Origin of the sequence: Pseudomonas sp. Irchel s3h17 (genome assembly GCF_900187505.1) — a bacterium.
In the GTDB taxonomy this organism is placed as follows: Bacteria; Pseudomonadota; Gammaproteobacteria; order Pseudomonadales; family Pseudomonadaceae; genus Aquipseudomonas.
On record NZ_FYDL01000003.1, the window covers coordinates 352,423 to 366,130 of the forward strand.

Here is a 13,708-nt window from a genome sequence, read left to right on the forward strand (position 1 = left end):
AGGTTACTGTTCATGCAAGCGAGTGATCCTGCCTCAAGAAGTGAATGCTGCCAACGCCTCAAGTGTTTCGTTGAGCGTCAGGAACTCCCGCTCAACCTCCTGCAGCACCGGTCGCTTGAGAATCAACACCGGTACCCCACGCTCGCGCGCCACTTCAAGCTTGGGTTCGGTGGCACTGCTGCCGCTGTTCTTGCTGATCAGCACGTCGATCTGTCGGCGCTCGAACAGTGCGCGTTCGTCTTCAATGTGGAACGGCCCGCGCGCTCCGATCACTTCGCAGCGTTCATTGCCGGGGTAAACCTCCAGCGCGCGCAGGGTCCAGAACTGTTCGGGCGGGATTTCATCCAGGTGCTGCAGCGGCTCGCGACCCAGGGTGAACAACGGGCGCTTGAAGGGTTCCAGCGCCTTGACCAGTTCGGCCCAGTCGCTGACTTCCCGCCAATCGTCCCCGGCTTGCGCTTGCCACGCAGGACGGCGCAAGGCCCAGCACGGGATGCCACTGTGTTGCGCGGCAGTCGCGGCGTTCTGGCTGATTTGCGCGGCGTAGGGGTGAGTGGCGTCGAGCAGCAAGTCGATGCCTTGCTCCTGGATGAAACGCGCCAGGCCTTCAGCGCCGCCATAGCCACCCACCCGCACCTGACAGTTCAGGTCGGTGGGCACTCGACCGACACCGGCCAGGCTGTAGAGGTGGCTCGGGCCCAGGGTGCGGGCAATCGCCAGGGCTTCGGTGACGCCACCGAGCAACAGCAGGCGCTTCATTGCCATGCTCCCGCATGGCCGACGATGCCGCCCTGGCGGTCGATGGCAAACACCTCGACCTGTACCTGTCGGGGCACCACGCTGCGGGCGAAATCCAGCGCGTGCTGGCAGACCGCATCACCCAGGGCGATACCGGCGGCGCTGGCCATCGCCAGGGCCTGCTGGCTGGTATTGGCCTCGCGAATGTTCTGCTGCAACGCTTCGTCGGCCCCGATGGCAGCGGCCCATTCGGCCAGTTGTGGCAGGTCGATGCTCGAATGACGGCTGTGCAGGTCCATGTGCCCGGCGGCGAGCTTGCTGATTTTGCCAAAGCCACCGCACAGGCTGAGTTTATCCACAGGCACTTTGCGCAGGTGCTTGAGCACGGCACCGACGAAGTCACCCATTTCGATCAGGGCGATTTCCGGCAGGTCATAGACCCGGCGCATGGTGTCTTCGCTAGCATTGCCGGTGCATGCGGCGATGTGCAGGTAGCCATTGGTCCTGGCGACGTCGATGCCCTGATGGATCGAGGCGATGTACGCCGCGCAGGAAAAGGGGCGCACGATGCCGCTGGTGCCGAGTATGGACAGCCCACCCAGAATGCCCAGGCGCGGGTTCATGGTCTTGAGCGCCAGGGCTTCGCCATTTTCGACATTGACCGTCACCGCAAAACCGCCGCTGTAGCCGAACTCCAGTGCCAGCGAAGACAGGTGGTCGGTCATCATCTTGCGTGGCACCGGATTGATTGCCGGTTCCCCGACGCCCAGCACCAGCCCCGGACGGGTGACGGTGCCGACGCCTTGGCCAGCGCTAAAGAGAACGCCGGGCTCAGGGGTCAGGCGGACCTGGCTGTAGAGCAGCGCGCCGTGCGTCACGTCGGGGTCGTCGCCAGCGTCCTTGATAGTCCCGGCTTCGGCGCCATCGGCGGTCAGCCGGCAAAACTCCAGGCGCATCCGCACCTGCTTGCCTTTGGGCAGGACGATTTCCACCGCATCGCTGCTCACGCCGCCGAGCAGCAAGCGTGCCGCCGCGAGGCTGGTGGCCGTGGCGCAGCTGCCGGTGGTCAGGCCGCTGCGCAGGGGGGTAGGTTGTTCGGCGGTTTCGTCACGCATCGAAGGGCTTGACCACGTCCAGCAAGGTGATGGGCAGCGCCTGGCGCCAGGTGTCGAAGTCACCCAGCGGCTGCGCCTGGGCAATATGAATCCGCGTCAGTTCGCCGCCGTGTTTTTCGCGCCAGGCCATCAGGGTCATTTCGCTTTGCAGGGTGACCGCATTGGCAACCAGTCGTCCACCGGGTTTGAGCTGTTCCCAGCAGGTGTCCAGTACGCCGTCACGGGTGACCCCGCCACCGATGAAAATCGCGTCGGGTCGTTCCAGTCCGGCCAGCGCCTGCGGTGCACTGCCGCGGATCAATTGCAGGCCCGGTACGCCGAGTGCGTCGCGGTTGTGTTCGATCAGTTGCTGGCGGCCTGCATCGGCTTCAATGGCCAGCGTGCGGCAGCTTGGGTGGGCGCGCATCCATTCGATGCCGATCGAGCCAGAGCCCGCGCCAACGTCCCACAGCAGTTCGCCGGGCACCGGGGCCAGACGGGCCAGGGTGATGGCGCGCACGTCGCGCTTGGTCAACTGGCCGTCGTGCTTGAAGGCTGAGTCCGGCAGGCCGGCCAGGCGTGACCCGCGCGGGGTATCCCGCTGGGCGATGCATTCGATGGCCAGCACATTCAGGTCGGCCACCGACGGCTCGTTCCAGTCGCTGGCGAGACCCTCGAGGCGCCGCTCCGCCTCGCCCCCCAAGTGTTCCAGCACGCTGATCCGGCTCGGCCCGAAGCCGCGCTCGCGCAACAGGGCGGCAATCGCCGCCGGGCTGTGCCGGTCGTTGCTCAATACCAACAGGCGAACGCCACTGAACAGCTGGGCATTGAGGGCGGCGACCGGGCGCGCGACCACCGACAGCGTCACCACATCCTGCAACGGCCAGCCCATCCGCGCCGCCGCGAGTGAACAGGAAGAGGGCGCGGGCAGGACTCGCATCTCCTCACACGGCACTTGCCGCGCCAGGCTGGCGCCCACGCCGAACAGCATGGGGTCGCCGCTGGCCAGCACGCAGACGGGTTCGCCACGCCGTGCCAGCAAGGGCTCCAGGGAAAAAGGACTAGGCCACGGCTGACGTTCGCCGCGAATGCACGCCGGCAACAGATCGAGTTGCCGTTGCCCCCCGACAATTCGCGAGGCACCGAGCAACGCGTGCCGAGCGTGCTTGCCCAGACCCTTGAAGCCGTCTTCGCCGATGCCTACTACTGTCAGCCAGGGAGCCATCTATATTCCTCAAACATGTATGTTCCGACGGGCAGGCTTTTCATGCCGCCAGACAAAGCAGGCATAATACCGCGCCTTCGTCCGCGAAGCGCTTCTACCTCTTGAACCGGTCGCCCCCTTGAACGAACGTCAATTGCATACTGCCTTACGCCCCTCGGCCTGCCCGGGGTTGCTGCGTATCGTGCAGGCATCGGACGGCGGTATCTGTCGGATCAAGTTGAATGGCGGGTCGATCAGCACCGCCCAGGCCGTGGCGGTCGCCGAAGCTGCCGAGCGTTTCGCCGGCGGGGTGATCGAGGCGACCAATCGCGCCAACCTGCAGATACGCGGGATCGGCAACGATCACGGGGCACTGATCGACAGCCTGTTGGCGGCTGGATTGGGCCCACGCTCGGCGGCGGGTGACGATGTGCGCAACCTGATGCTCAGTCCGACGGCGGGGATTGATCGCCACATGCGCATCGACACTCGCCCACTGGCGGCGCAGATCCTCGCCACGCTGGAAAACAACGCCCGTTTTCACGACTTGTCGGCCAAGTTCGCGATACAACTGGACGGCGGCGAGGCCCTGGTCATGCTCGAACACCCCCATGACCTGTGGCTGAGTGTTGTCGAGGCTGAGGGTGAGCAGCGACTGGTGTTCGGTCTGGCGGGATGCCCGCTAGACCCGCCCGTCGGGGCCGTGCTGTTGAGCGATGGTCATGCCTTGGTGGTGGCGGTGCTGGAGCTGTTTCTAGAGCTCGCCCGCCCGGATCAAACCCGCATGCGTCATTTGCTGGGCGAGTACTCGCAGGAGTCGTTCCTGCAGGTCTTGGCCACGCGTGTGGCCCTGACTCCGCTCAGCGATGGGCAGCGTGCCTTGTCGTATTCCAGTTCGCCTATCGGCACTTATCCACAGCGCCAGGACGGTCGGGTCTATGTGGGGGCTGTCCCGCCTCTGGGGCGTCTTGATCCTGCCATGCTCAAAGGTGCGGCGCATCTGGCCGAAGCGTTCGGTGACGCCAGCCTGCGACTGACCCCTTGGCAAAGCCTGCTGCTGCCGAACATCCAGGCCGCGGATGCCCCCGTGCTCAGCCAGCGCCTGCAAGAGCTGGGGTTTCTGCTGAGTGTCGACCAGGCGTTGACCCAGATGGTTGCCTGCACCGGCTCTGCCGGGTGCGGCAAAGGCCTGGCCGATACCAAGGCGGATGCGCGGCTCCTGGCCAGGCGACGGCAAGGCAAGGGCGACCCACTGCAGGTTCACCTGTCCGGTTGCCCGCGGTCCTGCGCGGCGGCCCACATTGCCCCCGCCACCTTGCTGGCCGTTTCTCCCGGTCACTACGACCTCTATTTTCGCGATGCGGGGCAGCCGGGTTTCGGCGCCCTGCAAGCACGCAACCTCACTATTGAAGCGGTCGGCGCATTGCTTGATGCCCACCCACGGAGCCCCCTTGATGCTTGATTACATCCGCGACGGTCAGGAGATCTATCGCAACTCCTTCGCGATCATTCGCGCCGAGGCCAACCTTGAGCGGATTCCCGCCGATCTGGAAAAGCTCGCGGTGCGCGTGATCCATGCCTGCGGCATGGTCGAGGCCATCGATGGGCTGCAGTTTTCCGAAGGGGCGGGCAAGGCCGGGCGCGATGCACTGGCGGCCGGTGCGCCGATTCTGTGTGATGCACGCATGGTCTGCGAAGGTGTGACCCGCGCCCGTTTGCCGGCCAACAACGAGGTGATCTGCACCCTGCGTGACGACAGTGTCCCGGACCTCGCCCGTGAACTGGGCAACACCCGCTCGGCGGCGGCGCTGGAGCTGTGGCGCCCGCACCTGGAAGGCAGCGTGGTGGTGATTGGCAACGCCCCGACCGCGTTGTTCTACCTGCTGGAAATGCTGGATGCCGGTGCGCCCAAGCCGGCGCTGATCCTCGGCTTCCCGGTGGGGTTTGTCGGTGCCGCCGAATCCAAGGCCATGCTCGCGGCGGACAGCCGTGGCGTGCCATTTGTGATCATGCAAGGCCGGTTGGGCGGTAGCGCCATGGCCGCCGCAGCGATCAATGCCCTCGCCACGGAGATTGAATGATGCAGCAACCTGGACGTTTGATCGGTCTTGGCGTGGGCCCCGGTGATCCGGAGCTGATTACCGTCAAGGCCCTGCGCCTGCTGCGCGAGTCACCGGTGGTGGCGTACTTCGTGGCCAAAGGTAAAAAGGGCAATGCGTTCGGCATCATCGAGGCGCATTTGCAGGACGCACAGACCTTGCTGCCGCTGGTGTATCCGGTGACCACCGAAACCCTGGCGCCGCCGTTGTCCTACGAGCAAGTGATCAGCGATTTCTACGATGCCGCCGGCCAGGAACTCGCCGCGCATCTGGACGCCGGTCGCGATGTCGCGGTGATCTGTGAGGGCGACCCGTTCTTCTACGGCTCCTACATGTACCTGCATGATCGCCTGGCCGAGCGTTATGAGGCCGAAGTGGTGCCGGGTGTCTGCTCGATGCTCGGCGGTGCGTCGGTACTCGGTGCGCCGCTGGTGTATCGCAACCAGAGCCTGTCGGTGCTGTCCGGTGTGCTACCTCATGAAGAGCTCAAGCGACGCCTGGCCGATGCCGATGCGGCAGTGGTGATGAAGCTGGGGCGTAACTTCCCGAAGGTCCGGCAGGTGCTGGAAGAACTCGGTCTGGCGCAGCGGGCGTTGTACGTCGAGCGCGCGACCATGGCCAATCAGAAGATCGTGCCCCTGGATCAGGTCGAGCCGATGTCTTCGCCGTACTTCTCATTGATCATCGTTCCCGGTGAGAGGTGGCAAGGTTGATGACACGTCCCGTTCCGGCGATTGTCATTCTCGGTAATGGCAGCCTTGCAACCGCGCGCAAGATCCAGCAGCGCTATCCCGATGCACTGATCCACGGTCTGGCCGAGCGGGTCGAGGACGTGGATCGTAGTTACCATGAATTCGGTGCGACCCTGCGTCAGCTCTATCAGCAAGGCACGCCGATCATTGCCTTGTGCGCGGCCGGCATTGTCATCCGCACCCTGGCGCCGCTGCTGCTGGAAAAAGGCGCCGAACCACCGGTGCTGGCCGTGGCCGAAGACGGCAGCGCCGTGGTGCCATTGCTCGGCGGTCTCGGCGGGGTGAATGTCATGGCCCGGGAGATTGCCACGGCGCTTGAAGTCAGCGCGGCCATCACCACCAGCGGCGAACTGCGCTTCGGCACTTGCCTGCTCAACCCGCCCAGCGGCTATGCGCTGGGAGATCTGGAACAGGGCAAGCGTTTTGTCTCCGATCTGCTGGCCGGGCACAGCGTGCGCATTGACGGCGTCGCGCCGTGGCTGGATCAGGCGCAGTTGCCGGAAGATCCGCAGGCGCAGCGTTCGATCCATGTCGGCAGTGGCGAGCGTGAGGCAAGCGCCAACGAATTGCAGATCTATCCACGCAGCGTCGCGGTGGCGGTGAGTGCCGGGGTGGCGGATTTGCCGGACACCATCCGTGCGACGCTGCAGCAAGCGAAAGTGGCGGTGCAGGCGTTGGCCGTTCTGGTTGCGGCGGACACCGGGATGGCCTGTCCGGTCTTGCGTGAAGCCGCCCTTGAGTTGGGTGTGCCATTGCGCTTTGTCGCGGCGGCGAGCGACATCGGCGCTTTGGCGCGCAGCGCGGTGCCTGACGCGACGATCAGTGCGACGGCGCACGACATCGCTATCGCCATCGCCGACCGGCCGCTGGAGGTGACGCAGGTTGGCCGCCCTCGCGGGCGTCTGGCGGTGATCGGGCTTGGTCCTGGCGCTGCCGAATTGATGGTGCCGGCGGTGAAAGCCGAACTGGCACGGGCCACCGACGTACTCGGCTACGAAACCTACGTGCGCATGGCTGGCCCCTTCCGCCCCGATCAGGTGCTGCACTGCACTGACAACCGCGAAGAAATGCAGCGCGCCCGCCACGCCTTTGAATTGGCAGCCCAGGGACGTTCAGTGATTGTGGTGTCGTCCGGCGACCCAGGCGTGTTCGCCATGGCAGCGGCGGTGCTCGAAGCCTTGCACGAGTCCAGCGATCCGATGTGGCACAGCGTCGACCTGGAGATCTTGCCGGGGGTTTCGGCCTCGCTGGCGACCGCCGCTCAGGCCGGTGCACCGCTGGGGCATGACTTCTGCGTAATGTCGCTATCGGACAACCTCAAGCCTTGGTCGATCATCGAGAAACGTCTGGATCTGGCCGCCGAAGCAGATCTGGCGCTGGCGTTCTACAACCCGATCTCGCGCGCCCGGCCATGGCAACTCGGCCGTGCGCTGGAGATCGTCGCCCAGCACCGCACGCCGGACACGCCGGTCGTGCTGGGGCGTGATATCGGCCGTCCGGGCCAGACACTGCGTGTCACCACGCTCGGTGCGTTGACACCTGATCAAGTGGACATGCGCACCATGGTGTTGATCGGCTCGTCCACGACCTGCGTGTTCCCGCGCGCCGAAGGCGGTGACTGGGTCTATACACCGCGCTGGTACGACACCAAGCCGGCTTCCTGAATACCTGCGGCCTCCTTTGGAGGCCGCTTGATAAGGTCGCGCAATAGACGTTTTGCTACGCAGTTACACAATAAAATGCGTGCGTCGAAGTTGTCGTAACTGTTGGAGTGAACTTTGGTTTTTTGAATGATGGGGTTTGCAGTAAAACGGCAAGGCCTTGTAATTGACACGCAAGACCTTGTTTTTTGCGAGCAAGCGCCATGGATTACGGCACCAGATATCCTCTGACCCCGGTAAAGATAATCTGCGCCGCCAGCGCACACACGAACAACCCCATCAACCGGCTGACAATCTGCAGCCCCTGGTCGCCGAGAATCTGCTCGATGCGGTTGGACAGGTACAGCACCACGCCGACCGTGAAACTGGCCAGGGCGATACTGAGGATGGCGGTCAGTTTGTCATCCCAGTGCGGCTGGCCGATGCCCATGACCAACAGGGCGCCAATGGTGCCAGGGCCGACGGTCAGCGGGATGGTCAGCGGGACGATGGTCACGTCCTGCTGCACGTTATCGGTCTGCACCGCCGATTTACCCTGGGCCATGCCCAGCGCCGAGATGAACAGCACGCTGCCGGCGCCGATGCGAAAGGCGTCTACGGTGATGCCGAACACACTGAAAATCACTCGACCGAACAGGTACAGCAGGACACTGGAGATCAGCGTCGCGAAAGCGACCTTCCAGGCCAGTCGTCGGCGTTCCTTGTTGGAATAGCCACGGGTCAGGCTGATGAAGCAGGACAGCACGAAGAACGGGCTGTAGAGCACCAGCATCTTCAGGTAAACACTGAACAACACGTGGAGCATGATTTTGACTCGCCGCTGGAAATCGTTGAGTGAGAGTCTATCAGTCGGTCAATAATTTGTGGGTGCCTGATTGAAAATGTGTGCTTTCCATTCGAGTTATTTGGTTTTTTGAAGGGTTATTGTTTTTGTATAAGTGTGCTGTTCATTTGAAGTGTGGCGTTACAAGTTTGGCTTGTCGCTTTGTGGGAGGGAGGTCTAAAGTTGTTGTGTAAGTTTGTGGTTGGATTGGTTTATTAATAAGGAAGTTAATATGTTTGATGAAAATATTGATGAGGCCGCTGTGGCTGTAAGTGCCAAGCGTTTACGTGGTTATGAAATTGATGCGGTCCCGGTTGGCCGTTCTCGCAGTTTTTCGACGCCCGAAGATACTATCGATGCCCCCAGCATGGCTTCAATAGTCGGTGAGGGTGTACTGGCGTTTACTGCAAATCTGGATGCACAGAACCAGGAAGATGTTCTCCATGCTTTTCTTTTTTCGAGCCTTGTTGCGAATAAGGCATTCCCTCTAGAGTCTCAGGGGAAGGAGTGGTATTACCAATTCCTGGAAGTTATGCATAGTGCTGGCTGGGTCGCTAGCCAAAAATTCTATAACGATCTGAACGTGGGTGGAAGTTCCGTTCGAATGGATAAATTGGTGTTGGAGATCCTGGGTTCGGTTGTCGCGGGAATGGCTGTGCCAGGGCCGGCCAGCGTATTGATGCTGAAAGTTGCAGGTGACGCCATTAATGCGTTGAAGAAGCACGAAACGGCACTGATACTTTATGAGCGTAATATGCTGGAGCATGGTGTGGGTGGGATGTCGACGGGGACCTGTACTGAGGTCAACGGTGAAGTAACCATCGCGTTGGGGACTGTGCGTTTTATACGAAAGAATACTTCGACCAAAGTGCTGTTTGTGGATTGGGATTCTCGTGAGGTGAAACTCTATCGTGGCGAGTCCGTCTTCAGGAAGGTGCCTTCGCTGGTAGAGCAGAATCGCGAGTACATTCGGGAAAAACTTGGCGCCAACTCAAAGCGTAAAATCGAAAGCTACGAAATCTGATCTGGCATGTTTTAACGGGTGGCCGTGTGTCGGTCGCCCTTTTTATAAGTGAGGATTAAATATGCTCAAGAGGTGCTCCGTATTTGTTAATGGGGTGGCCATTGTTTTTGTGCCAAAGGACTATGGCGAGACTGAAACTAACGATCTAATGACTTTGGTGTTGTTGGCACAGTTGGTAGCGGATAAAAGAATTAAAAAAAACAGCGCGACAAGTTGGTCTGGGGCTTACATGGGTGTTCTGGACGATTTTTGGGTTCGCAACGTTAAATGCAAACAAGAGATTTTTCTTGAACAGAACAGTACAGCATCGCCGCTTGAGTGGGTCACTGCGACGATGGCAAACATGGTTCACGACGAGGCTCGAGTATTGGCCGCGTCACTGGAGTGGGCGGCACGATCGTCCTGCTGCCTGGAGGCGATGAGCGTGTTACGTCGTAACGCGCAGCAAGAGGTCGCTGCTGATAGGCCGCAGTTTCCTGCTCAGCCGAACGCGGTGCGCTTGCTTGCGATCCTGGCGCGACGCCCTGCCTCGATGATCAGTGTGTGTCTGGAGTTCAATACACGGCAAGCGCTAGAGCCCAACCCGTGGTCACAGCGATTTGATGTCAGGGATATCGACGGTTCCGTTTCGGTGCGCTACTCCCATGCGATCCTGTCCGAAACACTTTATGGGCGTTCCCGTGAAGCAATTGCCTTGAAGGTCAGGGACAAGTTCAGTGACAACGTTACCGGTATCGTCGCGGCCATCGATATCCCTTTTCAGGAGTCAAGATCATGATCGATTCTATTCCGCAGGCGGCGGTGGTGGGGGGCAGTATCGTTGCATTCGCAGGCGATCTGCCTGAGTCACATAGAGAAGATATCTACCTGAGTACGATGTACGCGCAAAGAGCTACCCGTAATGCTGTCAGGGATGGCTTGTCGGGCGACTGGTTTGATTTCTATCGCAATACACTCAAGTACATCGGTTGGGACGTTCCCGCTCCTGAGGCGCTGTCACCGGTGCGGGATGATGTGATGGGAGAGCTGGCATTGCAGCGTATTTCAGCACGTATGGGCGAGATGTTTTCTAGCCCGCTCAGGCGTGCCTTGGTCGCACTGGAAAAAAATGCACTGGCGCTCAGGTTGTTCGAGTCGACGAGCCTTTCACAGGATGCAGGTTGTTTTCAAATGATTCCCTGCAGCTTGAAGGGCCCGAACAAGGTGGAGATGGGCCTCTATCATCGGCAGTTCACGATTCGCCAAAGTGTATCGCGATTTCTGTTTGTTGATAGCGTCAAGCAGGTGCACGGCAGTACCGAACAGATGTCGGTGATTACGTTTAATACACTTTATTACGCCCAGTTCCGGGAGAAGGTGAAAAAAGCGGTATTGTCCCAATCAATGGAGTATTTGAGGCGCCTGGAGATCTGAAGTCTGATGACCTGAGTGCCCGATTGCTCAGGAGGTCGAGGCTGTCCGGTGCTGAAGGTCGCGCTGGGCGACCCAGTGCTCGATCAGTTCGCGCAACTGCGACAGTTCGACTGGCTTGGCCATGTGACCATCCATGCCGGCCTGGCGTGCGCGTTCCTTGTGTTCGGCAAGGATGTGCGCGGTCAGTGCGACCACCGGCGTGCGGGAGCGTTGATTGCCGACTTCCCAGGCCCGCAATTGTTGCGTGGCCGAAAAGCCGTCGAGGATCGGCATTTCGCAATCCATCAACACCAGGTCATAACGTTGGGCCTTCATCGCCTTCAAGGCTTCTTCGCCATTGCTCGCGGTATCGGGCGACAGGTTGAGCTTGCCGAGCATGCCCCGAATGACTTTGGTCGAGATGCTGTTGTCTTCGGCCACCAGAATGCGGAAGTCGCAGGGGACGTTGATCGCGGCGGGGACCGGGGAGGACATGTGCGTTGCGCTGGCTTGCCCTTTGTTGCGCTGGTTCAACTCATCCGCCAAGGTGGTCTTGAGGGTATAGCCGGCTACGGGTTTGGCCAGGATCCGTTTGATACCGGCGTTGCGCGCGATGATCTTGCTCGGCGCATTGCTGATGCCGGTGAGCATGATCAGCAGGATATCGTGGTTCAGGCTTGGATCTTCCTTGATCTTCGCCGCCAGTTGCATACCGGTCATGCCGGGCATGTTCTGGTCGAGCAGGACCACGTCGAAGTAATCCCGCAGGTGCGCCTTGGTGCGCAGCAACGCCAGGGCCTCCTTGCCGGACGGCACCGCGCTGACATTCAGGCCCCAGGCGCTGCATTGCTGGACCAGGACTTTGCGACAGGTATCGTTGTCGTCCACGACCAGCACCCGTGCACCTTGCAGCGGGCCGTCCAGGTCGCAGGTCGGATGTTCCAGGCGGTCAGGGTCCAGTGGCAAGGTCAGCCACAGGGTGCTGCCCTGGCTGCTGCCGCTCTTGATGCCGAACTCACCGTGCATCAACAGAATCAGCTGGCGTGCGATCACCAGCCCCAGGTTGCCGCCCAGGCGAGTGGCGGAGAGGACGTTCTTGCTGTTGAGCTCAGCGTGCAGCAACGCTTCTCGTTCTTCTGCTTCCATGGGTAGCCCGCTGTCTTGCACGGCAATGCGCAAGCGCGGTGTACTGCTCAGTTCGTCCAGGGCCACGACGATCAGGATCTCGCCTTCCTCGGTCTTCTTCATGGCGTTTTCCAGCAGGCTCAACAGCGTCTGGCGCAGGCGCGTCGGGTCGCCGCTGATCACCCGGGGAACCTGGGGCTGGATGAAGCTGATGAGCTCGACGTTCTGTTGTTCGGCCTTGGCGCGGAAGATGCTCAGGCAATCTTCGACCAGCGCGTTGAGGTCGAACTGCACGTCGTCCAGTTCGATCTGCCCGGACTCGAGCCTTGAGATGTCGAGGATTTCGTTGATCAGGGTGAGCAGTTCGTTGCCGGCGCTGTGGATGGTTTGCACGTAGTCGCGTTGCTTGACCGACAGCGGCGTGCCCAGCAACAGTTCGGTCATGCCCAGTACACCGTTCATGGGGGTGCGGATTTCATGGCTGATTTTTGCCAGGAACTCGGCCTTGGCGTTGATCTCGGCATTGCTTGCCGCCAGGTCACGGCTGATGCTGAAGCGGCTTTCGATAATGCTGCGCTGGCGTTCGCTCAAGGCGATGCCCATCAACAGGCCGCTCAGGCAGATGAACGCGAGCAAGGCCATGATCAGGCTTTGTGGCGCGACGAGGGTCAGCCCCAGCAGTGCGGGCAGGATAATCAGCGTACCGGCGTTGAACACCACCATGGACACGACGAACAGGCGTGCCGGGCGATAGCCTTTCAGCCAGTGATAGACGCCGACGAAGAGCATGCTCAATCCGGCCAGGGCAACCAGCCCATAGGTCATGATGTTCAGTGGCAGGGTGTCGACGAACAGTAGCAGCAGGCTGCAGACGACAATGAGCAGGATGTCGCCCATCAGCAGTTTGTCGAGTGGATGCGGCCCGAGCGGACTGAAGAAGCAGTAGGTGTACATCAGGCCGCAAGGCGCTGTCAGCAGCAGGGCCAGGTAGGCTTCAGGTGCTTGCACGGCATTCCAGTCGGGAAGCCATGGACCTGCCAGGTTCAGGAGCAACAGCATCCCGAGCAACAACAAGCCTTCACAGGCCGCCAGCCACAGGCAGCTTCGCGAGCGGGTATAGGCATAGCGCGTGAGGTTGTGCAGGATCAGCATCGCGATACAACCGAACAGCAGGCCATAGATCAGTGTCTGGGTCTGATTGGCGGCGGTCAGTACGGCTGATTGCAGGGTGATATAGGGGCGTAGCTGGTTTTCGGAAACCAGCCGCAGGTACACGTCGAGGGGCTCGCTACGCTGAGGCAGCGGCACCATGAAGTCGGTGCTGGGCAGCGGACGTTCGGTCAGCGGTTGATCATTGCCGCTGGTGGTCTGGTCGATCAGCGTGTCGCCGTCCAGAACGTAGAGATCCAGATGCAACAGGTCGGGGGCAAAGATACGCAGCAGTTGTTCGTGTTTGCCAGGGTTGAGCCGAAAGCGCAGCCACAAGGCGCCATCGGGATCGGCGGCGGTGATCTGGTCGGGTTCAATCGGGCTGAATTGGTTGGTGTAGCGCGCCGAGCGAATGTCGCCCAGTTGCAGGGTGCCCTGTTCGTCGAGCAATACCGCCCAGCCACTGCCTTGCGCGACGGCCTGGGCCGGGAGCATGCAGAGCAGGGTCAGCAATGTGACGGTGAGTCCTATGGCGATCCTGAGCCAGCGCAAGGCGAAATCCCTTCGTAGATTGATGCCAGATTATAACTATGCGCGGCGTTGGAATAATCAGGCAAGGGCCCTGGGCCCTTGCTTGGCCGAATGGC

At 61.1% G+C, this 13,708-nt stretch carries 12 protein-coding genes; 7 read left to right on the top strand and 5 right to left on the bottom strand.

Going from position 1 to position 13,708, the window contains the following annotated elements:
- Positions 1 to 33: 33 nt before the first annotated feature.
- From CKW25_RS05690 to cbiE, 3 genes are read right to left on the bottom strand one after another with little or no spacing between them, the layout of a single operon-like run.
- Positions 34 to 759 carry a cobalt-precorrin-6A reductase gene (locus CKW25_RS05690; protein WP_095078217.1) on the bottom strand — a complete coding sequence of 242 codons (726 nt, stop codon included), beginning with the start codon at positions 757 to 759 and terminating at the stop codon, positions 34 to 36.
- Positions 756 to 1,853: a cobalt-precorrin-5B (C(1))-methyltransferase gene (locus CKW25_RS05695; RefSeq protein ID WP_095078218.1), complete on the bottom strand. Its 1,098-nt coding sequence runs from the start codon at positions 1,851 to 1,853 to the stop codon at positions 756 to 758. Before CKW25_RS05695 ends, CKW25_RS05690 begins: the two co-directional genes overlap by 4 nt.
- A complete protein-coding gene (gene cbiE, locus CKW25_RS05700) occupies positions 1,846 to 3,057 on the bottom strand; it encodes a precorrin-6y C5,15-methyltransferase (decarboxylating) subunit CbiE (RefSeq protein WP_095078219.1) in 1,212 nt (403 codons plus the stop codon). The genes CKW25_RS05695 and cbiE overlap by 8 nt, the downstream gene beginning before the upstream one ends.
- Positions 3,058 to 3,190: 133 nt before the next feature.
- Here cbiE and cobG point away from each other — a divergent pair, with 133 nt between their 5' ends.
- From cobG to cobJ, 4 genes are read left to right on the top strand one after another with little or no spacing between them, the layout of a single operon-like run.
- Positions 3,191 to 4,498 (top strand): precorrin-3B synthase, encoded by a 1,308-nt coding sequence (cobG, locus tag CKW25_RS05705; RefSeq protein ID WP_256577933.1) that lies wholly within the window; start codon positions 3,191 to 3,193, stop codon positions 4,496 to 4,498.
- Complete coding sequence (locus tag CKW25_RS05710) at positions 4,491 to 5,117, top strand: precorrin-8X methylmutase (protein WP_095078221.1); 627 nt, start codon at positions 4,491 to 4,493, stop codon at positions 5,115 to 5,117. The genes cobG and CKW25_RS05710 overlap by 8 nt, the downstream gene beginning before the upstream one ends.
- The gene (locus CKW25_RS05715) at positions 5,117 to 5,848 is read left to right on the top strand and encodes a precorrin-2 C(20)-methyltransferase (protein ID WP_095078222.1); all 732 of its coding nucleotides are present in this window, start codon (positions 5,117 to 5,119) and stop codon (positions 5,846 to 5,848) included. Before CKW25_RS05710 ends, CKW25_RS05715 begins: the two co-directional genes overlap by 1 nt.
- Entirely contained in the window at positions 5,848 to 7,551 is a 1,704-nt protein-coding gene (gene cobJ / locus CKW25_RS05720) for a precorrin-3B C(17)-methyltransferase (RefSeq protein WP_095078223.1), read from the top strand. The genes CKW25_RS05715 and cobJ overlap by 1 nt, the downstream gene beginning before the upstream one ends.
- Before the next feature lie 205 nt (positions 7,552 to 7,756).
- Here the strand turns inward: cobJ and CKW25_RS05725 are convergent, their stop codons facing one another.
- Positions 7,757 to 8,353 carry a MarC family protein gene (locus tag CKW25_RS05725; RefSeq protein WP_095078224.1) on the bottom strand — a complete coding sequence of 199 codons (597 nt, stop codon included), beginning with the start codon at positions 8,351 to 8,353 and terminating at the stop codon, positions 7,757 to 7,759.
- Between the two features lie 250 nt (positions 8,354 to 8,603).
- Between CKW25_RS05725 and CKW25_RS05730 the strand changes: the two genes are divergently transcribed.
- From CKW25_RS05730 to CKW25_RS05740, 3 genes are all read left to right on the top strand, one after another.
- A complete protein-coding gene (locus CKW25_RS05730; protein ID WP_095078225.1) occupies positions 8,604 to 9,395 on the top strand; it encodes a hypothetical protein in 792 nt (263 codons plus the stop codon).
- A 61-nt stretch (positions 9,396 to 9,456) separates the two neighbouring features.
- On the top strand, positions 9,457 to 10,173 hold the full coding sequence (locus CKW25_RS05735; RefSeq protein ID WP_095078226.1) for a hypothetical protein: 717 nt from the start codon (positions 9,457 to 9,459) through the stop codon (positions 10,171 to 10,173).
- A complete protein-coding gene (locus CKW25_RS05740; RefSeq protein WP_095078227.1) occupies positions 10,170 to 10,808 on the top strand; it encodes a hypothetical protein in 639 nt (212 codons plus the stop codon). Before CKW25_RS05735 ends, CKW25_RS05740 begins: the two co-directional genes overlap by 4 nt.
- Positions 10,809 to 10,835: 27 nt before the next feature.
- On the opposite strand, the gene CKW25_RS05745 is transcribed toward CKW25_RS05740, so the two are convergent.
- Positions 10,836 to 13,613, bottom strand: a complete 2,778-nt coding sequence (locus tag CKW25_RS05745; RefSeq protein WP_095078228.1) for a hybrid sensor histidine kinase/response regulator — start codon at positions 13,611 to 13,613, stop codon at positions 10,836 to 10,838.
- Between the last annotated feature and the right edge of the window lie 95 nt (positions 13,614 to 13,708).